21 protein-coding genes and 1 riboswitch are annotated in these 23,657 nt (G+C 46.1%); of the genes, 14 read left to right on the forward strand and 7 right to left on the reverse strand.

Translation table 11 applies throughout. The features are described from left to right. Nucleotides 1–64: 64 nt before the first annotated feature. Nucleotides 65–1,411 (forward strand): amino acid permease, encoded by a 1,347-nt coding sequence (locus tag ACFVQB_RS06135; RefSeq protein WP_379435589.1) that lies wholly within the window; start codon nucleotides 65–67, stop codon nucleotides 1,409–1,411. Nucleotides 1,412–1,429: 18 nt separating this feature from the next. Here ACFVQB_RS06135 and ACFVQB_RS06140 read toward each other — a convergent pair whose 3' ends face one another. The 6 genes from ACFVQB_RS06140 to ACFVQB_RS06165 all read right to left on the reverse strand — a co-directional run bounded on the left by ACFVQB_RS06140 (nucleotide 1,430) and on the right by ACFVQB_RS06165 (nucleotide 7,251). Further along, the gene (locus ACFVQB_RS06140; protein ID WP_379435592.1) at nucleotides 1,430–2,191 is read right to left on the reverse strand and encodes a YqcI/YcgG family protein; all 762 of its coding nucleotides are present in this window, start codon (nucleotides 2,189–2,191) and stop codon (nucleotides 1,430–1,432) included. A gap of 83 nt (nucleotides 2,192–2,274) precedes the next feature. Continuing rightward, nucleotides 2,275–2,901, reverse strand: coding sequence for a LysE family transporter (locus tag ACFVQB_RS06145; RefSeq protein ID WP_379435595.1), 627 nt, complete (start codon nucleotides 2,899–2,901; stop codon nucleotides 2,275–2,277). Nucleotides 2,902–3,013: 112 nt separating this feature from the next. Then, a complete protein-coding gene (locus ACFVQB_RS06150; RefSeq protein WP_379435598.1) occupies nucleotides 3,014–3,637 on the reverse strand; it encodes a DUF1989 domain-containing protein in 624 nt (207 codons plus the stop codon). Nucleotides 3,638–3,749: 112 nt separating this feature from the next. After that, nucleotides 3,750–5,255 carry an amidase gene (locus ACFVQB_RS06155; RefSeq protein WP_379435601.1) on the reverse strand — a complete coding sequence of 502 codons (1,506 nt, stop codon included), beginning with the start codon at nucleotides 5,253–5,255 and terminating at the stop codon, nucleotides 3,750–3,752. A 138-nt stretch (nucleotides 5,256–5,393) separates the two neighbouring features. Further along, nucleotides 5,394–6,374 (reverse strand): DMT family transporter, encoded by a 981-nt coding sequence (locus ACFVQB_RS06160; RefSeq protein WP_379435604.1) that lies wholly within the window; start codon nucleotides 6,372–6,374, stop codon nucleotides 5,394–5,396. Nucleotides 6,375–6,518: 144 nt separating this feature from the next. Beyond that, nucleotides 6,519–6,670: riboswitch (FMN riboswitch) on the reverse strand. 83 nt (nucleotides 6,671–6,753) lie between these two features. After that, on the reverse strand, nucleotides 6,754–7,251 hold the full coding sequence (locus ACFVQB_RS06165) for a DinB family protein (protein WP_379435607.1): 498 nt from the start codon (nucleotides 7,249–7,251) through the stop codon (nucleotides 6,754–6,756). Between the two features lie 136 nt (nucleotides 7,252–7,387). Between ACFVQB_RS06165 and ACFVQB_RS06170 the strand changes: the two genes are divergently transcribed. From ACFVQB_RS06170 to ACFVQB_RS06190, 5 genes are all read left to right on the forward strand, one after another. Further along, nucleotides 7,388–7,948, forward strand: coding sequence for a CGNR zinc finger domain-containing protein (locus ACFVQB_RS06170; protein WP_379435609.1), 561 nt, complete (start codon nucleotides 7,388–7,390; stop codon nucleotides 7,946–7,948). A 201-nt stretch (nucleotides 7,949–8,149) separates the two neighbouring features. Beyond that, nucleotides 8,150–9,526, forward strand: a complete 1,377-nt coding sequence (locus tag ACFVQB_RS06175) for an amidohydrolase family protein (RefSeq protein WP_379435612.1) — start codon at nucleotides 8,150–8,152, stop codon at nucleotides 9,524–9,526. Between the two features lie 546 nt (nucleotides 9,527–10,072). Then, complete coding sequence (bcaP, locus tag ACFVQB_RS06180) at nucleotides 10,073–11,512, forward strand: branched-chain amino acid transporter BcaP (RefSeq protein WP_379435615.1); 1,440 nt, start codon at nucleotides 10,073–10,075, stop codon at nucleotides 11,510–11,512. A gap of 226 nt (nucleotides 11,513–11,738) precedes the next feature. Continuing rightward, nucleotides 11,739–12,812 (forward strand): hypothetical protein, encoded by a 1,074-nt coding sequence (locus tag ACFVQB_RS06185; protein WP_379435617.1) that lies wholly within the window; start codon nucleotides 11,739–11,741, stop codon nucleotides 12,810–12,812. A 27-nt stretch (nucleotides 12,813–12,839) separates the two neighbouring features. Further along, nucleotides 12,840–13,772, forward strand: coding sequence for a tyrosine-type recombinase/integrase (locus tag ACFVQB_RS06190; RefSeq protein ID WP_379435620.1), 933 nt, complete (start codon nucleotides 12,840–12,842; stop codon nucleotides 13,770–13,772). Nucleotides 13,773–14,217: 445 nt separating this feature from the next. Here ACFVQB_RS06190 and ACFVQB_RS06195 read toward each other — a convergent pair whose 3' ends face one another. After that, complete coding sequence (locus ACFVQB_RS06195; RefSeq protein ID WP_024632045.1) at nucleotides 14,218–15,147, reverse strand: L-lactate dehydrogenase; 930 nt, start codon at nucleotides 15,145–15,147, stop codon at nucleotides 14,218–14,220. A 311-nt stretch (nucleotides 15,148–15,458) separates the two neighbouring features. Here ACFVQB_RS06195 and ACFVQB_RS06200 point away from each other — a divergent pair, with 311 nt between their 5' ends. From ACFVQB_RS06200 to ACFVQB_RS06235, 8 genes are all read left to right on the forward strand, one after another. Next, nucleotides 15,459–16,736, forward strand: a complete 1,278-nt coding sequence (locus tag ACFVQB_RS06200) for a WD40/YVTN/BNR-like repeat-containing protein (protein ID WP_379435623.1) — start codon at nucleotides 15,459–15,461, stop codon at nucleotides 16,734–16,736. A gap of 135 nt (nucleotides 16,737–16,871) precedes the next feature. Further along, nucleotides 16,872–17,081: a hypothetical protein gene (locus ACFVQB_RS06205; protein ID WP_379435625.1), complete on the forward strand. Its 210-nt coding sequence runs from the start codon at nucleotides 16,872–16,874 to the stop codon at nucleotides 17,079–17,081. A 361-nt stretch (nucleotides 17,082–17,442) separates the two neighbouring features. Then, nucleotides 17,443–17,835 (forward strand): DUF2500 domain-containing protein, encoded by a 393-nt coding sequence (locus ACFVQB_RS06210; protein WP_062319566.1) that lies wholly within the window; start codon nucleotides 17,443–17,445, stop codon nucleotides 17,833–17,835. Nucleotides 17,836–18,018: 183 nt separating this feature from the next. Continuing rightward, on the forward strand, nucleotides 18,019–18,768 hold the full coding sequence (locus tag ACFVQB_RS06215; protein ID WP_379436365.1) for an SDR family NAD(P)-dependent oxidoreductase: 750 nt from the start codon (nucleotides 18,019–18,021) through the stop codon (nucleotides 18,766–18,768). Nucleotides 18,769–18,972: 204 nt separating this feature from the next. Continuing rightward, nucleotides 18,973–20,658, forward strand: a complete 1,686-nt coding sequence (locus tag ACFVQB_RS06220) for a hypothetical protein (protein WP_379435627.1) — start codon at nucleotides 18,973–18,975, stop codon at nucleotides 20,656–20,658. Nucleotides 20,659–20,817: 159 nt separating this feature from the next. Further along, nucleotides 20,818–21,240: a cell wall hydrolase gene (locus ACFVQB_RS06225; RefSeq protein ID WP_090898102.1), complete on the forward strand. Its 423-nt coding sequence runs from the start codon at nucleotides 20,818–20,820 to the stop codon at nucleotides 21,238–21,240. A 60-nt stretch (nucleotides 21,241–21,300) separates the two neighbouring features. After that, the gene (gene gerQ, locus ACFVQB_RS06230; RefSeq protein WP_379436367.1) at nucleotides 21,301–21,753 is read left to right on the forward strand and encodes a spore coat protein GerQ; all 453 of its coding nucleotides are present in this window, start codon (nucleotides 21,301–21,303) and stop codon (nucleotides 21,751–21,753) included. Between the two features lie 221 nt (nucleotides 21,754–21,974). Beyond that, nucleotides 21,975–23,540, forward strand: coding sequence for a sigma-70 family RNA polymerase sigma factor (locus tag ACFVQB_RS06235; protein ID WP_379435631.1), 1,566 nt, complete (start codon nucleotides 21,975–21,977; stop codon nucleotides 23,538–23,540). Nucleotides 23,541–23,657 lie beyond the last annotated feature (117 nt).

A 23,657-nucleotide genomic window follows, 5' to 3' on the forward strand; every position in this document is an offset into this window, starting at 1 on the left:
CCTAATGACATAAAACCTCCATCATATGTAAACCGTAATGGGGTACGCATGAAGGAGGATACATATGAAAAGTCATGTGCATCGAGAAGAAGATGACAAACTAAGCTGGATTAATCTTTCATTATTTGGAGCGGGATGTACGCTGGGAACGGGATTTTTCCTCGGAACAAGTTTGGCTATTCATTGGTCCGGTTTATCCGTGCTTGTACTTTTGGTGCTGGCTGCTGCAGGGACCTATTTTGTATTTGGAGCATTGGCTCAGATGACGGCAGATGATCCAAAGGAAGGGGCTTTTCGAACATATGCCGGTGAAGCGTTCGGCCCATGGGCTGGTTTCGGAAGTGGCTGGATGTATTGGTCTTCCGAAATGCTGATCATGGGTAGTTCATTAACTGCGCTCGGATTGTTCTCTCAATTTTGGTTTCCTAAGTTTCCATTATGGGCGTTTGTGGCGGTATATGCATGCATTGGATTGTTCATCGCCGCATTGGGAGCCAAAGGGTTAACTCAAACGGAGAATGTGCTCGCAGTAATTAAGTTAGCTGCAACGGTTGCTTTTATCGCGATTGCAGCAGCAGCTTGCCTGGGCTGGTTAGATGTGAAGATTACACCGCAGAAAATAACCAATGAATGGTTTCCTCACAAAATAAAAGGCGTGTGGAACGGTTTTATTTATGCTTTTTTTGCCTTTGCCGGAATTGAGGTCATGGGTTTAATGGCAGCCAAGCTGAAAGAACCTAAGGACGCAGTGAAATCAGGAAGAGTGATGTTGTTAACCGTCAGTACGTTGTATGTTGTGGCGATTGCCTTGATCCTGCTACTGGTTCCCGCTGCTAAATTAACACCAGACGAGAGTCCTCTCGTCAAAGCGATGTCATCGATTGGATTTACGGTCGTGGTTCATATTCTCAATGGACTCTTGATTATCGCGGGGTTCTCCACGATGGTCGCTTCAATCTATGCGATTACGTCCATGTTGGTTAAACTGGGTGAAGACGGAGATGCACCGAAGATGTTTACGAAGACATGGGGAAAAAAGAGCATGCCCCTGTATGCATTAGGATGCACTGCGGCCGGATTAATACTTTCTACCCTCATGGCGTTATGGATGCCTAAGAGCCTATTCGAATATGCAACAACAGCAGGCAGCTTGGTATTAATGTATACTTGGCTTCTGATTTGCATCACGTATATCAAGAAAATGAAGCCAACCAAATGGAATCGCACCAAAGTATGGATCGCCATGGTTCTTATACTTGCAGCAGTAGCTGGGACAGCCACGGAAAAAGCCAGCAGAAGAGGTCTGCTGGCCAGTATAGGTCTTGTTGTATTGATTGCCTTAATTACTTACATTGTAAACAAAGTACGAAAACCGCGACCTTCACCATCCACTGAACCATCAAAATCCTGAATTGGTGTCTCGTATCAGCTATTTCGTCAATTTGCTAATGGCTTGCTTCATGCGCATAAAGGGACATTTGGAAGGGGGCTGCTCGTCATCGGGCAGGAAATATTGTTTCCATTCCAGATTATCCTGCTGTCCATACCACATGAGCGAAGGGTGAGCCGGAATAGCATCATAGGCTGCTAAGCGTTTGCGAATCAAGGTTTTCATTTTCCGACCAAGAGGTGTGTTGTCATTAATCGATTCAAACACCCACCGTGGTTGAAAAGCAAACATAAGATAAGGGAAGTGCCTACTGGCTCTAAGCTCGTGCGCGGGAGTGGCACAGAAACAAAAGTAAGGCTCCCCGCCAAAGCAAAATTCCCATGTGGCTTCATGTGGATCAGTCGAAATATGTTCAGGCCAGGAGGCAGTATCGAGTGAGCTTACCCGGTTAAGCATCTCCCAGAATAAGGACTGATACTTCTCTACCGTTGTGTTATTTCTCAAATCATCGGGTGTATCGCAAATGACAACCAAAGAAGCGTAATGTCCCGTGTCCCGGGAAACGGGTCCATATTGACTAAGTAATTCCGCCATGTCTTTAGTAGAAGCTTCTGTACGCGGATCACTTGTGAATCCGTATCTCAGATGTCCTGAGAGAAAACCCATGCGTCCTGGTACACAAGGATACGTATTACCCTCATCTGCAATCATATTGGCAAATTGTGAATACGCGTCCTGCTGCCATTCGGGAAGACCTTTGAATAATGCATTTATTTCATCGGCACTGTACAGCTCTGCCATGAATTCCCCAACTCCATTCCACATGATACCGTTAACGTATTAATGCGGAAGGTGTTGGGTGACTGTCCAGTGTAGTTTTTATGTCAGAAAAAGATGGAGCGTACAGCTTCAAATCCGAAGTACAGACCAAAACCGATCAGGCAAATTCCTGAGATGATGGAGATCCAGCGCAAAACGGTTTCGTTGCTGCGTTTATGAAATCGGCTGGCCATACCAGCCATGATGATGTCCCATACAAGGATTCCTATGAAAATACCAGAACTGTATAGTAGCAGATGAGCGGTGTCGGTATGCTTCACGGTTGTAGCAAGAATAGAGCCGTAAATCCCGAGCCAGAATAAAATATTCAGCGGATTGGACAAGGCCATGAGAAAGCCAGAGACAAAGGATTTCCCAACCCTTGCTTCTGCTGTAGATGAGGCCTGAATGCCGTCTTTTAACTTGGACAGTGTTTCCACACCGGTATACACCAGAACAAAGCTACCAAAAGACCAAAGAAACGAACGCATGAACGGCGTGTCCAGAAAATGGGCAACTCCAAAGTAGATTAGAAGCATGTACACCAAATCGGCAAACATCGCTCCCAGTCCCAAAATCCAGGCATGCATGAATCCGTGGCGAGCTCCCCGATCCAACTGAGCGGCATTAATCGGACCAATTGGAGCTGATAGTGAGATTCCCAGAATAATATAACTAAACAGTACAGACATATTCTCGTTCACTCCTTAACGGGTTCGACGAATTGTACCGGTAAGTCACACGCATATGGGTACAAGTCATCGTATTCCCGTCTGGAGCAAATTAGAACAAGCTGTAAGTCGCTTAATCTGTTATGGACTCTACATCCAACTGGATGGCTGTGCAATGGTATCCATTGCAAGAGCTTTCTTCACAAGGACAGGAGGATAAACCGATAACCAGATCGGTCAAAGCCTCCATCTCAACATAATCACCAGCGCGCGAGTCTGGAGCTACGACATCAATCTTACCCATATCATCTACGACCGATTTCATAAAAAGATTAAACGGATAATGCTGATCTGGTGGCAAGATCCCGAACGGTTCAAGAGCCTGATTTAGGTTATGATAGCAGCTGGCATGATTTTTTTTGTCATATAATACTTCATACATTTCCGGACGACAGGCAGAGTTGAAAAAATCATGAACACCAACCGTGTCACGAACGATTTTAAGCAACGGCTGATATTGATTAGAATACACGGATTGTCCTGGTTTGATCCGGTAGGACCGCAGTACGTCCATCGTCACCCCTGGGTCTAGTCGATTATTGGCATTTTGAGCATCATATGCAACAAAATCAACGACCTGCTGACCCTCCAAATCGGTCACCCGAATTAAAGAACCTTTATTTACCTTGACGGCATAACCCGTTTTGGCCGGGATTCGAACAGACTGTTTATGGCGTTCCGTTGTATTCATATTCATTCGTCACATTCCTCCGCTATTTTTGTTTTCAGTATGCGGAGCTGACATGGCTTTCATGCACTTTGGCAAACATATGGCTTACATTGAAAATGATATAGGATGTATTCTGCGTTTATACTGGAAACAGTGGATTCCCTTTCATGCCGACCCATAGTTCGGAGGTTTCCAGCTGACCAGCCAGATGAAGCAACCAATCTTCACGGCCTTTCGTTGCCATAATTTGTACACCCATGGGCAGGCCTTCAGGAGTCACATGCACAGGAACACTCATGGCTGGTTGACCCGTCAGATTCGCGAGTTGAGTGAACGGAGTGTATGTAAGACTTGGTTCAAACATCTCATAAATCAACTGCTGCTGCTGGATCTTGTCCAAATCGCTAATGCGCATCAAATGCTGAATCTGTTCATCATGAGGTGTCAATTCTCCGATCTTGGGTGCTGCAAAAGCATTGACAGGTGTGACATAAAAATCATACCGTTCAAACAATGTGGACATCTGAGCTGCGGCAACATCCCATTCCGCCAGACTATGTACGAATTCGGCAGCGGATACTTTTTTACCGGCTTCAGCCAAAACCCAGGACTCGATCTCCATATCATCAGATGTTAATGCTCTGCCCATAGAACGTTCCATGGAAGAGATCATCGCCGCCATTTCGCCGCTGTTCATCATGTAATAGTTCTCCATCAATTTCACACCATTAACCGGACTCAGCTTTTCTTCAACCTCATGACCTTGTTCTTCCAGCCAGCGAACCATCTTATAAACTGCTTCTTTGGCTTCATCACTCACAGGTGTACCTACAGGAGAAGCTGTCGTGTAAGCGACTTTCAGTTTGCGTTGATGAGGATAGTTCATATCAGTCAGGTAGCTGCCTGGAAAGAGGGGAGCATGAAACGCGGCTTCGGGTTGAATCACTTGCAGTGTATCCAGTAAAGCAGCGCTGTCGCGAACGGAGCGGGACAAGGCAAAATCAATCGAAGCACCCTGCCACTGACGACCAACTCCCGGTCCAACAGGTGTCCGTCCACGTGTAGGTTTTAGTCCGAACAAGCCGCTGAATGAAGCAGGGATTCGGATTGAACCGCCACCGTCACTGGCTCCCGCAAGGGGTACAATACCCGAGGCTACTGCGGCTGCGGCACCTCCACTTGAACCACCTGGTGAGTGATTCGTATTCCATGGATTTCGACTTGGACCGTGAAGACGGGGCTCGGTAATATTTTTCAGGCCAAATTCCGGCGTATTGGTATGTCCAATGATAATGAAGCCTGCATCGCGCAGACGGGAAACAAAATTGGAATTCCGCTGTGCACGATGTTCACGGAGAAGACATGAACCCGAGGTGAGAATTTCACCCTCCAGGGATTGAGAGATATCTTTCAATAACAAGGGTACGCCGGCAAAAGGCTGCTCTCCCGGGCGAACCATACCCGCTTCCTGACGTGCACGTGTTTCATATGTACGAATGACCGCATTGAGCCGCGGGTTCACTTCTTCCAGGCGAGCATACGCCGCTTCCAGTAATTCGACAGGGGATATTTCCCGAGACCGAACCAATTCAGCCAAGCCTATAGCATCGTAGGATGTATATGAAAATGATGAAGATGAAGACATGATGATCGTTCCTCTCTAAATTGACTTGATCTACTATTCCATATGTCATCGTACCACCGGAATAGTGAAAAGACAAAAGGCACTTGTACATCCCGATGGATGTGCAGTGCCTTGATTGATTCGCGTTATATATGAAATTCAATCCGTACGAAGCTTTGGTGCAGCTTCAGCCGAACTCGCTGAGCGTTCTTGCTGTTTGGAGATGGCGAATAGGGCAATCCAGATGAGGATGAAGCCCACCAGTTGCTCCCAGGTAATTAACGTACGGAATGCAATCCAGTTTACCAGTACGCCTGCCATCGGGAAGCTCAGTTCTGCGAGTGTTGCGACTGAGGCTTTGGTGGAAGAAAGTCCTTTGTAATATAACAGAAGACTCAGTAACCCTGGCAGTAAGGCCTGACCCAGAATATTAAGTGCCACAGCCGCCTGTTCACCTGTGGCGGAAGGGAATGTCCAGGCAGCCCCTTCGTTCCACGTCATAAAGATCAGCAGTGGCAAAGCTACGACAAAGCGCAGGGAGGTGACCGTTTCATAACGGGTTTGCCCCAACATCAGCCGACCCATAACCGTTGAGCCGCCCCACAAGGCAGCGGCACCCAGTGATAACAGGCTGCCTGCATGAACCCAATTGTCCCAGTTTCGAAGGGGAAGGGTAAAACCGAAAGTAAGCAGGTATGTTCCTGCAAGTGCAATGATAAAGAGTCCACCGAAGCGACGAGGCAATGTTTCTTTCAGCAGCATCTTAGCCAAAACAATTGCAAATAGCGGCTGCATCTTTTGCAACAACAAAACGGTGTTGGGATCGTTATGCGTCAGCGCCAGGGTGAACAATACCGTGGCGAGAGCGGATCCTCCCCAGGAGATAAAGATCACGGCAATCCAGTGGCGTGCACGCAGGTTTTTCAGATCGGCCCGGAACTTCCACAAGACGGGAATCGCCACAAGGCTGACAATAATATGTTCCACCAGTACAATCTGGGTGGAGGTCATCGTTTTGAGCAAAATAATACGGAACAGAGGATCTACACCCCAAAGGGCGGCGCCGAGCACGACGAGCCAGAATCCGGTATTGCTTCGTTCCTTGCGGTAAACCGTTGATGCAGGTTGGGTCTTTTCCATATTCAGGACTCCTTCGTCAGAACACGGAATCTTCAGTTGGCAAAATCGACAAAAGCCCCCGTTTTGGAATACACCAAATAAACGGGGGCTCAATCATCGCCATGTCGTACGGAAAGAAGCCTTCCCGTAACGGCATGCCAATGTGTTGATCTTCTCTCATCCGGACTGTACCGTCGGCCTTGGAGTCACACCAAGTCAGTCGCTGAATCCCTACATCGGGTCAAACAGCGAGTCGCGGGCTGGTTCCGAAGAACATCACCGCCGGTTGGGAATTGCACCCTACCCCGAAGATCCTATTCAATTATATAGTGTGTTGAACAAGCTGTAACATTAATAAGTCCATCTTATTCCTGTAAGCGCTAGCAGTTCAAGTGTTTTTTTAGAATATGATATTCCAGCTTCCCTGTTGTCTACGTAGTAATACAATCTGGCCTGCATGATACGCATCGTGGAGTATCCAGCGAGCAAGTTCATGTGCCCATTTTTCATCCGTATCTATGTACGGAGCTTCGAGATCGGATTCTTCTAATGAAGCGAGCTGATCACGAAGCTGTCCGGCTAATTGCGTTGTATTTTGCATAAGTGTTCTCCAGCCAGTGGTATCGGAAGGGTCGCCCGGATCTCCGAAGGTGGATTCATTGTTTTCGGCAGCTGTACCTGAGGGGGTTGTGCCCTGAATGCGACTCAACAAGCGATGATTATAATAATACATATGGTTAACCAACTGCCAGATGCTTAATCCACTGGATGATGGGACCCAGGCTGCCTGTTCAGCAGTCAGTCCTTCGAGCGCCTTGGATAAAGGCACAATCCAATTACATTGATCCCAGGTATCATCTTTCTGAATGAGCAATAGTTCTGTTGCTGTTGTAGTCATTGATTTGTCCTCCCAAAAATGAAATCATGGTAACTAGCTAAAGTGCTTAAATGTGGTTACAATAAATATAACCCAAACATGAATAATTGTAACTATCTTTTTCATTTTAGGTAGTTACAATTTAGCGGAGGTACGTATGGATATACTATGGACTGATTTTGTAAACAGTGATTACCATGACTGGCGTGGCGGAGATCGTTCAGAGGACAGGCTCGGCAAAACAGAATGGCAGCAAGGATTTCTCAAACAATGGCAGCTGAATGCATCTGTACCTGCTTCTTCTGAAGAGGAAGGAGCCTTGAGAAACTTCAGAAATGAATTGCATGCTCTTGCAACTCGTCTATCTACCGGAAACCCATTATCGAACAAAGACCAGGAATGGCTTAACGCCATGATGGAGGAAGGTCAAGTCATAAGAAGACTGAACACTGGAGATGAGGGACTGAAACTTTCACTTATTCCTGTAGGAACGCAATGGCAGCAGGTCATGGCAGAGGTCGCAGCCGATTTTGCAATCACAGTAGTTGAAGGGGATGGGGGAAGGATTCGGATCTGTGACAATACGGATTGTCGCTGGATTTTCTATGACGATACGCGTAGCAGAACTCAGAAATATTGTGATGACAAGATGTGCGGTAATCTGATGAAGGTTAGAAGATTTCGGGCAAAGCGGAAGATGGATCACCAGCAAGAATAAGGCGTATGCACAGAAAGTGTGATTTGCTGTACTTTTTGATAGCCAGGAAATAATAAATAAGATTTTTGTGAATCCAAAATTGAATCTTCCCATGCGCTCCTATATAATGGTTATATACTTAAAATATTTCAGCTAGTCATTTCATCAGAGATTAACATCCGGGATTCAAGCGTATATCCAACAAAAAAACAATGATTGGAGATGTGTCTTGTGGGGACAAGTTATCTACTGAAAAATGGTTGTGTATTGTCTATGGATTCGTCGGTGGGTCAGTATAAGCGGGCGGACGTTCTGATTGAAGATTCACTAATTACTGCCATCCAGCCCGATCTGAGTTGTGTTGAAGCGGAAGTGATAGATGCATCGGAGATGATCATACTCCCTGGACTCGTAGATACACACCGGCATGTGTGGGAATCGCTTGTAAAAACAGCGGGAACCAACTGGTCACTGCCGGTTTATTTGCAAAATCTCTACTATGGAGCGATGGGGAGTAAACTCCGGCCACAAGACAGCTATATCGCCAATTTGCTAGGTTCTTTGGAAGCGCTTAATGCAGGAGTGACCACCGTACTAGACTGGAGTATGCCGTATTCATCGGAGCACACGGATGAACTCATTCGAGGACTTCAGGATGCGGGTATTCGGTCGGTTTTCGCTTATGGTATACCGGGTGAGACGCCCTATTGGAACAGAGAGAGCCAGCTGACTTATTCAAATGATGTGAGAAGAGTCAAGGAACAGTATTTTTCCTCACGGGATCAGCTACTTACGTTCGGCCTCGCTATTCGTGGTCCGGAGTTCAGCCATTGGGATACCACGGTGAAGGAAATTCAGCTTGCGCAAGAGCTGGATGCGATATGTTCAATGCATGTTGGCTTTGGAAGCTGGGGATCTGTAGATCGTTCGATAAGTAAAATGTATGAGGCTGGTTTACTGAGCCCAGGTCTGAACGTCGTACACGGAAATACGATGGATACGGATGAGTATAAAATGTTGGCCGATAGCGGTGCTTCACTGTCCGTCACACCGGAAGTGGAGATGATGATGGGGCACGGCTATCCGGCCACGGGGTACTTCCTTGAAAATGGAGGAACCCCAACGCTCGGAGTCGATGTTGTCACTTCAACGGGTGGGGATATGTTCTCCCAGATGAAATTTGCACTTCAGGCCGAGCGTTCCAGAGGAAATGAACAACTTTTGCTGCAGGGTGAAATGCCTGGTGAGCTTAATTTGCAATCCAGTCAAGTTCTGAGATTTGCAACTTCTGCTGGGGCGAAGGCTCTGGGACTGGAGCGGAAGATTGGCACACTTACTCCAGGTAAAGAAGCAGATCTGATTATGATCCGAACCACCGACCTTAATTTGTTCCCGGTGCATGATCCGGTTGGAGCGGTGGTTCAATTTGCCAATCCATCCAATGTGGATACCGTGTTTGTAGCAGGTCGGCCGGTGAAGCGCGAAGGCAAGCTGCTGCATGTCGATCTGAATGAGGTCCGTCGGAAAGCTTTGGACAGCAAGGAATATCTGCTATCTCAATATCGGATGTCGGATGCAGAGCGAATTGTATTTTCATAAGTGTGATGATCCATGTGAATGAAAGAGTGATGGTCTTCCGGGAATCAATAGAGTGGATGTTCTCATCTGTCTTAAAAATTTAATAGCGTTTCAATTGAAGGGCCGCATACGGATATGCGGCTTTTTGGTGTACCTTTTTATCTTGCAACAAGACAGAGGTAGCAAGGAATAAACAGCAAAAAGAGGTGGAAAGGCCCTTTATTTATTAAAGTGCATTTAACAACGTATTTATGAGGTTTAATTGAAGAAAAAAGCCATTAAAAAACTGCGCATAATATAAATTATACGCAGTTTTCGTTTAAATCGATTTTTATAATCTAGCCTGTCCAACAGATCATGATAATTTTCCTCGTGAACGCACAAAATATGCCATCATCCCAAAATAAATTTAACAAAGCAACGCGACAAAGTGTAGAAATAGATAGATTTTTATAGTTGGTCAGTAAGATAGAACAAAGGTCTTTTTCATAGAACAGATGGATCAAACAAAAACATGTGAAGTTAAAGAGACACATTCATCATTTTCAATACGAGAGGAAACTGTGTATGAATCAAAACCAGAATCGATCTTCCTTGTTTAGAAAAAAGCCGATTGCCACCGGAAATAACGAAAGCAACATGTTGAAAAGGGTTCTGGGTCCGCTTGATCTGATGACCCTCGGGGTAGGTGCGATCATCGGTACGGGTATCTTTGTATTAACAGGTGTTGCTGCTGCAACATATGCAGGTCCAGGTTTGGTACTGTCTTTTCTGCTGGCAGGTATTATCTGCGCCTTCGCTGCATTGTGTTACTCGGAGTTTGCATCCAGTGTGCCTGCTTCGGGAAGTGCGTATACATACAGCTATACCGCCTTTGGCGAAGTCATTGCGTGGATTCTCGGATGGGATCTTATTCTGGAGTATGGATTTGCGAGTGCGGCAGTTGCCAGCGGTTGGTCTGGATATTTCCAAACGTTATTGTCCGGATTCGGATTGCAATTACCCCATGCGCTCACCAGTGCATTTAGTCCGGAAAAGGGTACCTATTTTGATATCACCGCAGCGGCGATCACGTTAATCATTACGTTCCTGCTCACCCGAGGGGTGAAAGAGGCTGCTCGTGCCAACGGAATCATGGTAGCAATTAAAATTATCGTGGTGCTGATTTTTATCGGTGTGGGTGTGTTCTATGTGCAGCCGGATAATTGGCGGCCATTCCTTCCGTTTGGCATCTCAGGGGTAACCGCAGGAGCGGCAACGGTATTTTTTGCTTACATTGGTTTCGATGCGGTCTCTACGGCTGCGGAAGAAGTGAAACGTCCTCAACGGGACTTGCCAATTGGTATTATTGCATCCCTTGCGATCTGTACCGTGCTTTACATCGTTGTATCGTTAATACTGACAGGAATTGTACCTTATCACATGCTGAATGTGAGTGATCCGGTTGCCTTTGCCTTTGAATTTGTGCAGTTGAAAGGCTTGTCCTGGATTGTTTCGCTTGGGGCGATTACGGGAATTACCACTGTATTACTTGTAATGATGTACGGTCAGACGCGTTTGCTTTATTCCATGTCACGGGACGGACTATTGTCTCCGGTATTCTCCAAAATCAGTGGCAAAAGCCAAACGCCTGCTACGGGAACATGGGTTGCTGGGATTATCGTTGCTTTATTCTCGGGATTCATTTCACTTGGCCATCTGGCGGAGTTGACCAACATCGGAACACTGTTTGCTTTCGCGGTTGTGAGTCTGGGGATTATCGTATTGCGTAAAAACAACCCGGAACTGAAAAGGGGATTCCGCGTGCCTTTCGTTCCATTGATTCCTATTCTGAGTGCTGTTGGCTGTATGTATCTCATGACACGTCTTGCGGCTCTGACCTGGATTACATTCTTCGCTTGGTTAATTATTGGTTTAATCATCTACTTTGCCTACGGACGTCATCACAGCCATTTGAATCCGGCACGCCGTATATCGGACACATTCAAAACAACAAAGGAAAAGTAGCTGTCTACATTGTCTCATACTGCATCGCCAAAGCGATGCGGTATGGGGCTTTTTTTGTGAGAGCAGATCGTGTAATACGAAAAAAAAAAGATAGATAAGGCTATATATGGGTATCTAATAAGTGATTCATCTATCCTTGTGAGCAGAACCGGGGTTGCGGTCAGGGCAAATATGACATATATTTGGGGGTGTGACATGCCATCAGACATAGGAGAGGGGATGTATCATGAACACACCATTACATACTAATCAACATCACCAAAATTCGAATTTCGGCTTTGCATTGGCTGACTCAGCCGTACTTGCCGAGACGAAGCTAATCATTTCACATCCAGAGGACACAATCGAATTTCAATTGGATATTGATCCGCAGCGCCGTTTGAAGAATGGACGCAAAGTCTCGGTTGTTGCGCAGCATATGGATGCACCGCTGGATCGACAAGATGCCGTTATCATATATGGGGAGGAGCTGGGATTTGTACAATATGCAGTTACCTTGCGACCTGACAGTACATGTTCACTTGCTCCCATTGAAGGAATAGACCATCCAATTGTATTGAATTGGGGCGGTTTTGCAGAAGGGGAGTACGAGCTGCGCATTTCCCTGCATGTCAAAACACCCCGCATTGCAGAGGGAGCACTAGAGCCCGAGCAGCTTGCCATGGTGAAATATGCTCAGGTGGTAACTGTAGCGATATGTCTGTTTTCAGCCGAAGCTGAACAGATGAACACAGCGCCCGAAGCAGTCTGGACACGGGAGAGTCATGTGTTTGACTCCTACGGCAGTGGTGGATTTATTCTCGCAGATATGCCTCGTATGGCGAAACGTGTAGAAGATCTGATCGGTTCTAGAAACCATAATTTGATTGAACAATTCGGTGAGGGCGACCTTTCCGACACCTTGCTGGAAGAAGGTCTCATGGCGATTGCCTGGGGAGTTACGCCATGGTGTTATTCGATTTATTCAGCTCCGGATGAAAATTCCAGAACCAAACTTTCGGTAGACAAGCTGGGTGATGAACCTCACACCACGGGAATATACCGTGTGCATCGCGAAAGTAAACAATTAAGCATCGTGCCGGTGAACGAATTGGCTTACTGGCCATCCTGTGCAGAGAAAGAATGGCCTGTGATTGATGTTGCGGGTGAGGGCGAGACGTTGCGTATGGACTTGTATGTTCAGATCTGTGAATCCGTCAATGGACTGCACGAAAATCCACTGCCTTCATTTGTACTCACCCGCAGTGAGGGACAACCCGAAGCAATCATCCCACTAATCGACGTTGTAATTATAGACTAATATATAGAAGTGTGGTGACGAACATAGATGATGACCGAAGACATTCAGGAGCAGTACGCCGATGAGCTTGAAGCTTTTCACATATGGATGAAAGATGCGGGGTACACGGGATATACGGTAAAATCATACACAAGTGACGTTGTTGAATTTCTCGTCTCTATTCATGGAAAGTCACTGGAGCAGGTCAAAAAACTTCATGTCTTATCCTTCTTGTCCCGAGCTCGGGAAAGAGGGGTCAGTGACTCGACGCGGAATCGGAAACACGCAGCGGTGAACTGTTTTTATAAGTCATTGATTGAGCTTGAATTGGTGACCAATAACCCCGCTTTCGGAATCAAGAAATCCAAAACCGAGCAAAATCGTGCCCCCGTCTTCCTTGATGAAAGCGGTTTGGAACGATTTTTGCAATCGGTCGAGGGTAAGTATCGTACACGAAACCTGGCTATTTTTCTGCTCATGGGATACATGGGATTGCGGGTTGGAGAGGTGCATGCCCTGAACTGCAAAGATTATAATGCGGAACGGCGCACGCTGGACGTATTCGGTAAGGGCCGAAAATGGCGTACACTGCCTGTGCCTGAGACCGTTGCCGAACTGTTATTCCAGGCTCTTCAGGAGCGGCTGGATCCATGGCGGGCGAAGGAAGAGGCGTTATTCGTCTCGCAAAAAGGGAAACGATTGTCGATTCGCAGTATTCAGCTTATATCGACCGAAACCTTTGAACGCTTTCAGCAGGAATCGGCCTCCAATCAGCGTGTGAACTATTCCAGTCATAAACTGCGTCACTCATTCGCGACCATGATGCTTCGACGTGGAGCAGATCTGCGAACGGTTCAGGAGCTGTTGGGTCACTCCTCCATTCAAACCACCACGGTGTACACCCACGTAACCAGCCGTGAGAAGGAAGAGGCGATGGCCTTGCTGGATGTCAAACTTCCCGCGTTTGTGGCTGATATGTAAAAGAGAAACTTGGTTTATATGTAGAAGAAAGTAATGATGTAGAAACCTGTCCAAAACGACAGGTTTTTTGCAATTTGATGTAGAGAAGTGAAAATACATTTAATGGAATTATAAGAATAAATAGAAAATTATAAAATAATCTCGTTTTTATTATTAACGGAACAATTATTATGTAAACTCAAGTTATGAAATCAATGTTTACTTTTCTTGTCCATATGAAATAGGGTGATATACTAGCCAGAGATTGACCTTCAATTGAAACTTAACGATATACAACAGTGAAAGCTTTACTGGCTCATTTTGCAGGCAGCTATTAATACTTATTTATAATAAGACCAAAGGACCACTCGCATCTTCACAAGGAAGATACAGGTGGCCCTTTAGTTATACAACCTTAACGCTAGCTGTTCGTGATCAAATAACGTGATTAGTCAAGCGTCTGAATTTACTCCAGTCCGGCAATCTGTTCTTTCAATTTGTTGGCAGACGCCTGGAAAGCGACTTTCTCCGTCTCATTCAAAGGAAGTGGCAGAATCTCACGTACACCGTTGCGATCAACTACACATGGAACACCCAGATATACATCGGATACGCCATTGTAATCTTCCAGCAATGTGGAAACATTCAGTACGGAGCCTTCATTGCCCAGAATGGCAGCGACAATACGGTCCAAAGCGAGCGCAATTGCATAGGAAGTGGCTCCTTTGGCATTAATAATCTCATAAGCCGCATTTTTGGTGCGATCAAAGATATCCTGTTGCGTTTCTTCATCCAGCTCCAGATCCGTTCCAGCAACGTTTGCTAGACTCCATACCGGTACTTCGGAATCACCATGTTCCCCGATAATATGAGCGTGAATGCTACGTGGATCAATTCCTTTGTTTTTACCAATCAGGTAACGGAAACGTGCACTGTCCAGTAACGTTCCAGAACCAATTACGCGAGAAGCTGGCCAGCCGCTTTGTTTCCACGAGGTATAGGACAAAATATCTACAGGATTCGTTGCAATCAAAAGAATACCGTGGGAATTAACTTCAGTAATACGTTCAATAATCTCTTTGAAAATGCTTGCATTTTTCTTCAGCAGATCAATTCGAGTCTCTCCTGGTTTTTGGGAAGCACCCGCAGTAATAATAATGATGTCTGCGTCTTTGCAGTCCGAGTAATCGCCTGCCCATACTTTAACGCCTCCGGTAAATGGGAGACCGTGGTTCATATCCAGCATTTCGCCGGTTGCTTTATCATGATTCACATCCACAAATACCAACTCGGATGAACGCTGTCTTAACATCAGCGTGTATCCCGTTGTTGTTCCCACCGCACCCATGCCTACAATAACGACACGGCTTGGTTTAAGTGCTGCACTGTTTACCATGTTCATATCCTCTCCTTTTTGGGGTATACTTCCATCCATATTAAGGGATAAGCGTGCGAAAAGCGAGCCATGTCTATAAACTTTTTCACATTTGATGTCTATTTGCGGAAGATTTCGTCGAAATCCTGGTTTGTATTCCGTGAAGAAACGGATGTATCCAAAAGATCGCTGCCTGCTTCTAGAGAGTGGAGATGAACCTTTTCGACATCGTTTGTGGTAGAATAGGAGCAGTGGATTCAGATGAATCGTAAAAACAACATGAATGGACAGGCATGCGCGCCTGCTTATTGGATGAGAGAGGTGGAAACCACTTGCGTTCGCAATGGATCAAAATCGCGCAGACAGCATTGCTGTCTATCGGTATAGCTGCTGTGCTGGCGGCTTGCACCGATTCGGGAGAAACCCCGGTGGCAGAGCCGCCGCAGGAGCAAGAAGATAACGGAAATATGGGCCAAACCTTAACGGTTGTTCCCCCCGCAAACAGTACGCAAGCTGCGGATACAGCCAAATATCAAATTCAGACCCGTTTAACCGATTTCCAGTTGCTTAATGGTAACGGTGGTTTAGCATGGGGAGTGACGCGTAACGCCCTGCGTCTGTATTATACTCAGGATCAGGGAAGTACCTGGACCAATATCTCACCTTCGGAAAATGTGCAGTTTCCGGCTAATCCGCAATATGGACAAAGCATTTATTTTGTAGATAGTACACATGGATGGATTGTTCGTGAAGGAATGGGCGGAACAGATACGATGGTCCTGCGCACGAATAATGGTGGAGCAAGTTGGAGTCTTTCCTCCTTGTCGAAGACAGATAAGGTGACCGCCATTACATTCGTATCTCCTGAGAAAGGCTGGATACTGACCACGGCAGATACATCCATTGGCAAACAGGATAAGAAATTATATCTGACCGAAGATGGCGGTATTACGTGGAATCAGATGTCCTCAAGTGATGAGGACGGCAAGCCGGCCGCAGCGGAGATCCCGACACGGGGATATACTACAGGCCTGACCTTTTCCGATTCAAACCACGGGTTCCTGACAGCGCTGGAGTTCGGCACACCGAAACTGTATGTTACAACGGACGGTGGTGAACATTGGAAGTCGGGACCGTCTTTCTTTGACCGAAACAAATTTAACGGATGTGGCAATTTTAATATCAGCTCGCCACAATTTTTTGGAAGAGAGGCTCAGGGCGCCTGGATGTCCATGTCCTGTTCCCAAGGAGAAAGCACGAAATTTAATGGCTTCTTTACAACAAATGGTGGACAGAACTGGACTCTGTCAACGTTTAGTCTGAACAAACAAACCGGCATTAATCGTAATCTGGCTCCTTCATTCCTGAACCCCTCGGAAGGCTGGGCCATGCAAAAGGGCAAAACCTATTATACCAAGGATGCAGGTAAAACATGGAAAGCACTTCCTGTGAGTAAAGTGTTGGAAAGCATTCATAAAGACTACCCGGAGATCGTCAAGCTTCAGATGGTTTCCTCAAAACTAGGCTGGATATTGGTTGAAAATACGGATGCCAAAAGATCACTGTTGCTGCAAACCGTAGACGGCGGTGTGCGCTGGAAAGTACTATAATTGCGGTTGAATAGAACTTCTTTGGAAGAGGAACCTGCGGGTTTCTTTTCATTTTAATTACTTTGTGAATTAAATCACAATAAATCCCTTCAAATGATGTTATATTGAATTCAAGAAGAGATGGGAGTGATGAACATGAGAACGAATGAACAAGCTCAATTCACGCAGGCGGACGAGTTAACCAGATACATGCTCCAATTATGCTACACATGTGATGATGCCAACCGTTGTACCACCGAGGAAGAAGTCAAAGCATGCATGGCAAAATATGCACAGGAAGATGAACCTGAACAGGCGGATGGTGGAGACGTAACACGCGGATTGATGGACCTGATGTACGCTTAATAAACGAGCAGATAAAAAATAGCGTATAGCAATGTTTTGCCCCCAATAGGGGGCGTTTTTTTGTTGTGATTTGTGAATCGTATTTGGGAAAAATAAGATCAATTCAGGATTTTTAGATCGGTGTTACTTTTTTTTCCTTTGCGGGTGGGGAGGCTATAGTAAATCAAAGATAAAAGTTCGTCAGCATGGATACGCATTTATATGATATTCAGAGTCTGATATAGATAATATTGAAAAATACAGCCGATAGAAAAACCAATTTGAATCCCAAATAACAATTTCCCTGTTCATGCGCATATATATTACAGAAGACGGGTCAAGACTCCGGCTGTCCTAGGTTTGATGAACGGAGGGGAGAGACATGGGCATTGAATCATCCTGGATGTTTGATTTTTTTGGAACCGTCTTTCCGGTAGTATTTGTCCTGATTATAGGTATTGTTCTTCTGTCGGTAGGGAAAGAAGTATGGAGATGGGGCCGCAATAACTCAGAGCCTCTGCTTACCGTACCTTCACGTATTACCAGCAGGAGAATGCAGATGAGTCAGTCGCACTCCGAACCAGGAAGTACAGCCCGTACGCTTTATTACATCACATTTGAAGTGGAGAGCGGGGATCGTCTCGAATTCAAAGTGAACGGTGATGAGTACGGTTTGTGCGCCGAGGGAGATGAAGGTCGACTCTCTTTCAAGGGAACGCGTTATGTAGGCTTTGAACGCTACAATCGTTTGTACTCTGAGCGTGTACGCGGATAAACCGGCTGGCTTGCGCCATAGTGGCGTAAGCTTTTTTTAATTTCTTTTACGGACAAGCGTTTCTTAATGGGGCTAACGTGTTTCTATATAAGAAGAGACTTTATTCAATTTGTGGTCCATATTCAGTGAGTTGATGTAGACTTATGTGATGAATGGACCATCCCAATAGAGGAGGAAATGATGATGTCATTTACAGATCAAGTCGTGGTTGTGACGGGAGCAGCCCAAGGAATCGGTAAAAGTGTAGCTGAGGCCTATGCGGTTGCAGGGGCTAAAGTCGTACTTGCCGACTATGAGGAAGCGGAAGGGGCTGCTGCGGCAGCTTCGATTCGCAATGAAGGCGGAGAAGCCATTTTTGTCCAATGTGATGTACGGCAAGAGAAGGATATAACGAACCTTATTCAAACTACAATGGATGAATTCAAACAGATTGATGTGCTCATAAACAATGCGGGTGTCTCCAGATGGAAGTCTCCCTATGAGTTAACGCTGGAAGAGTGGGACGATATACTCAATACAAATGCGCGAAGTTGCTTTCTTGCAAGCCGGGAAGCGGCCAAACATATGAAGCACAACGAGAATGGTGGAGCCATTGTTAACATGGCCTCAACACGTGCGTTTATGTCAGAGTCGGAAACAGAGGCCTATGCTGCTTCGAAGGGAGCTATCGTGGCATTGACGCATGCGATGGCGGTCTCCTTGGGTAAAGACAAAATTCGGGTCAATTGTATCAGTCCCGGTTGGATTGAGACAGGAAATGTTGAGAAATTGAAGCCAGAGGACCATGAACAACACCCGGCGGGACGTGTGGGCGTTCCTTCGGATATCTCCCGTGCTTGTTTATATTTGACCGATCCGAGCAATACCTTTGTCACAGGGACCAACCTGATTATTGATGGGGGTATGACCCGAAAAATGATATATGAGGACTAGTACCGGGATTTCTCCGGTCGATTGTAAACTTTTGAAAACATAGCAGAAATAAGCCCAAGTTAAGCACTTGGGCTTATTTGTTTTTGATAACTCGGTTGCTATAATAAATGTGATTTTACCACAGTACAGGAATGGAGGGAGATTATGTTCGGGAACTCATCCCGGAAAGTGTTTTGGCTATTACTGCTGATTGGAGGGATTATAATGACAGGCTTTGAATCTACTGCGGAAGCTGACGCAGATATACGAGCAGCCTGGGTATGGCAGGCCAAGTCTGTCAGTGATGGAGGAAATGAGCTGCTGGACAATGCAGCTAAACATAAGATTAACAGACTGTATGTGAATGTGGATATGAATCTGTCAGAGGAAGTCTATCATACGTTTATATCCAAAGCCAGCAAGGCTGGCATTGCAGTTGAAGCTCTTGGCGGAGATCCATCATGGGCAGTCAGCGGTCGTGAAGGTCCGATGCTCAAGCTGGCGACCTGGGTGAGTAATTACAACCTGGCTGCAAAGCCGGAAGAGCGATTTGATGCCATTCACCTGGATATCAAACCTTATGTACTGCCACAGTGGAAAGAAGATGCCAAGCCGCTGGTCCAATCCTGGGTTGCCAATATGAAGCTCTTACTGGAACAGGTGAAACAGGCTGGGGCGGTCGAAGTGAACGTCGACTTGCCTTTTTGGCTGGATTCTTATACCGTGACGGGCAGCAGAACTACTAACGATGCGGATAACGAGTCGTTGTCACACTGGTTTATTGGACAATTTGACCATATTACGCTGCTCGCTTACCGTGATAGCGCGCAAGGAAACAATGGAATTATACGTTTGGTAGAACAGGAAATGATATGGGCTGACGCCAGAAATGGTTCTATTACCGTTGGGGTAAACACCAAGCCCATGCCAGGGGAAGAGTTCACGACTTTTGCCGGCAAAGGTACAGCACAATTGGAGAGTGTCATAAGCGAGGTGGCGTCTGCATTCACGGATCACACTTCCTACGCAGGTTCGGCTGTGCATGACATTGTGTACTGGGGGCAGCTGGAGCCAGAGGAAGTACCACTACCGGAGAATCCATCCAATCAACCTGAAATCCGGGGAACCTATATCTGGCAGGCTTCTCAGGTTACGAATGATGGTGGAGATCACATTCTGGAGTTCGCCAAAGCGCAAAACATTAATTGGTTATACGTCCGGCTGGATTTGGATCAACCGTACTCCAGCTATCGCAGTTTTGTGAAACGTGCACAGGCTCAAGGCATTGAGGTTCATGCCATGGGCGGCCATCCAATCTGGGGCAAAAAGGAAAATCGGCCACGGATACAGCGCTTGATTGATTATGTGAAAAATTATAACGCCGAATCCGAACCGGATGAACGTTTTAAGGGAATCCATCTCGATATTGAGCCATACACCTTACCTGAATGGGAAAATGATCGGGATACGCTGCTGACCGAGTGGGCTGCCAATATTGCTTATTTTCATGAAGAGACGAAAAAGGACAGTAATCTGGAAACAAGTGCCGATCTGGCCGTTTGGCTGGATACATTGCAGTTACCGGGAAGAGACATGTCTGTCAGTGAATACATGATCACAACACTGGATCACGTATCTCTCATGGCATTCCGTAACATTGCTGAAGGCTCCAATGGAATTGCCGACGTCGTCAGTCAGGAAATGAAAATTGCGGATGGTCTGGGTAAACCATTGTTGATCTCGGTGGAGATGAAAGAGAATTTTGAAGGTAAACATATTTCATTTTATGATAAGGGAGCAGCGGAAATGGAGCGCCAGCTTGCACTGCTTCCGGATTTGTTAAGTGAGTATAAAGCCTACAAAGGCAATATCGTCCATGCTTACGATTACTGGATTCAAGCCAAGCCCTGAATAGGCAGGTTATATAGGAAATATGATGTCTCGGGACTTCACACAGGGTGAGGTTCCGGGCTTTTTTTATGGGAAAAAGATAAAATCGTGTCACCGAATGGGCACCTGCACAATACGATATACGGTGATGAAGAGGTTCAACAAGGGAGGAAACAGGATATGGCTGTTATTAAAGCCAACTCGGAAGACGTCAAGCTGCTCGCTAGGCTGATGAGGGCGGAGGCTGAAGGTGACGGCGAACAAGGCATGCTGCTTGTCGGAAATGTAGGTGTAAACCGGGTGCTGGGTGATTGCCTGGACTTCGGCGATATTCGGGACATTAATCGAATGGTGTTTCAGAACCCGGGTGGCTTCGAGTCTACGCAAAAAGGGTACTTCTACCAACGGGCAAGACAATCGGAAATACGCCTGGCGCAGCGGGTCATTAATGGTGAACGCTTCTGGCCAGCCAGTAACTCCCTGTGGTTTTTCCGTCCTGTGGGGGAATGTCCGCCAACATGGTATAACCAGCAAAATACAGGTCGTTTCAAGGCGCATTGTTTCTTCAGTCCGACAGGTGAAGACTGTCCGAGTGTATATTAAATTTTGGGAGGAATCATAATGATTAACCAGCCTTATCAGCCAACAACTCAGTCCTTGGGGATGCAAGCCAACTCGCAAGTGCAAGGGACTTCTTACAAAATCGGCAATGGCAGTCCGATGATGTCGCCAACACCAGGTATGGTATCACCTAGCTCAACAAGTGTACCTCCGCTCGTATCTAGCGGTGCTCCAATGTCACCTGCGGGTGGTGTGGTAACCACAACTGCACCGCAGTTTGAACAATCCTACATTGAAAATATCCTGCGGCTTAATCTGGGGAAATGTGGAACGTTCTACATGACTTACGAAGGTAACAAAGAGTGGAATGCTCGTATTTTCCAAGGTATATTGGAAGCAGCTGGGCGCGACCATATCATTCTCAGTGATCCGAATACCGGTAAACGGATCATGCTGCTGATGGTCAATTTCGACTACGCGACATTTGATGAGCCTCTGTTGTATCAATATCCAGGTGTGATCGGGAACTATCCGCAACAACCAAGCAGACGCTAATCTGTAGCGAAAAACAGAACATATATAATACGGTCATACACTGGGCCGTCTCGAATGCGGATGTTATTCCGCAAACGGGGCGGCTTTTCCTATATTATGATATAGAACATAAACTTGATTAAAATAAAATTAAACATAAGTAGAAGTAACCTTTTTCTCAAGTCATGGCACTTAAAGATAAATACATCAAGCAGCAAGCGCACAGGAAGGAGCAAAACATATTGAAAACATGGATCGATGGAGCAATCCAGGGGGAAGCCGAGGCTTATGAACAGCTGGTGAAGCAATTTCGCGGGATGGCACTGGCTGTCGCCTATCAAAAATTAGGGGATACGTTCCTGGCCGAAGATGTGGTACAAGAGGCTTTCACGGAGGCCTTTGTGAATTTGTCCAAACTGGACAATCCTGATGCTTTTCCCGGGTGGTTCAAAATCATCGTGGAAAGACAGTGTTACCGTCTTATGAGGCGTAAGCAGCATGGCACCATCCCGGTCCTGGAGATTCAGGATGCAATTCAGGAAGAGAATCAGGCTCATAATCCTGAAGAACAGGCTTTGAAAGGAGAGGTGCATCGCCTCCTGCGAGATTCGATTTCCATTTTGCCAACTTCCATGCAGCTTGCTGTTGAACTGTTTTATTTTCAGGGCTATTCGCTCAAGGAAATGTCTGAATTCCTCGGGGTTACTGTTCCGGCTCTGAAGAAACGGTTGTATGATGCCAGATCCAGGCTCAGGCGTTCATTGCCTGTGGCGGATGTGATTTCAGTATTTAGTGATCTATACGAAGGAGGAAAAGGAATGCTTCACATTATGAATGGTGACCATGCGGCAGATCGATTAAGACAAAGCGGGATTCAAGGTGAAATTCTGGTCTGGCGAGAGCTTTATACATTTGGACCGATAACAAGAAATATGAGGAATGAGAAGGATCGAAGTGAACGTGCAATATATTTGGAGCAGCACTTGGGTATTCCACAGAATGAATATTTAAAAATCAAGGAACTTGAGCAGGCACTTAAGTCACTCCATCAGCACGAAGAGATCGTCCTGTGGTTTGAGTATGACCTCTATGATCAGGCAATGCTATCGTATTTGCTGCACTATTTCAGGGAACAAGACCTAAAGAATACAAAGCTGAATCTGTTATGCATCGATACCTTTCCGGACATAGAGCATTTTCGGGGACTTGGGCAGCTTACACCATCACAGATTGGACGTTTATCAGGTACCTGGCACGTGATGGGGGCAGAGGAAATCCAGGCTGGCAGCGAGTTTTGGGCAGCGTATGCATCATCTGACATTCAGGATCACAAGGACTACTTGCTGAAAAATACATCGGTGCTCCCTTTTGCACATGCTGCATTCAAGGCCCACCTGTCCCGTCTGCCTTCTGTATCGAACGGACTGGGCATAATTGAGCAATCCACACTGGAGGCCATAAGAGAGGGCGTGGATAGCCCTTATCCATTGTTCAAGCATGTTGGAGACCAATTGCATATCTTGGGAATGGGTGATCTGGAGTACTGGGCTCATCTGAAGAGAATGACAGAGGAACCTCATGCTTTACTTCGACTAAGTGGTGTACAAGCTTTTCCTAACTTCCAGCAGCATCATGACGAATTCCGTCACGGTGTCTTGTCTTTGACCGAACTCGGTATTCAGGTACTGAACGGAGAAGCAGATTGGGCACTATTAAGACATGATATATCCTGGATTGGCGGTCTTCAGGTAGGGGAAGACACGCCGTGGCGCTGGGACACCGTTAATGGGAACGTAGTGATCCTATAGAGAATGAGCTGGCCTTAGAAACAAAATAAAATCAGTAGAAGCAGTAAAGAAGCGTTAAGTAAACAGGCTATCTAATCCTAATCATCCATAAGATCATGAAAAAAGAGTATCCCGCCA

Origin of the sequence: Paenibacillus sp. NPDC057886 (assembly GCF_042796655.1) — a bacterium.
Lineage (GTDB): Bacteria > Bacillota > Bacilli > Paenibacillales > Paenibacillaceae > Paenibacillus.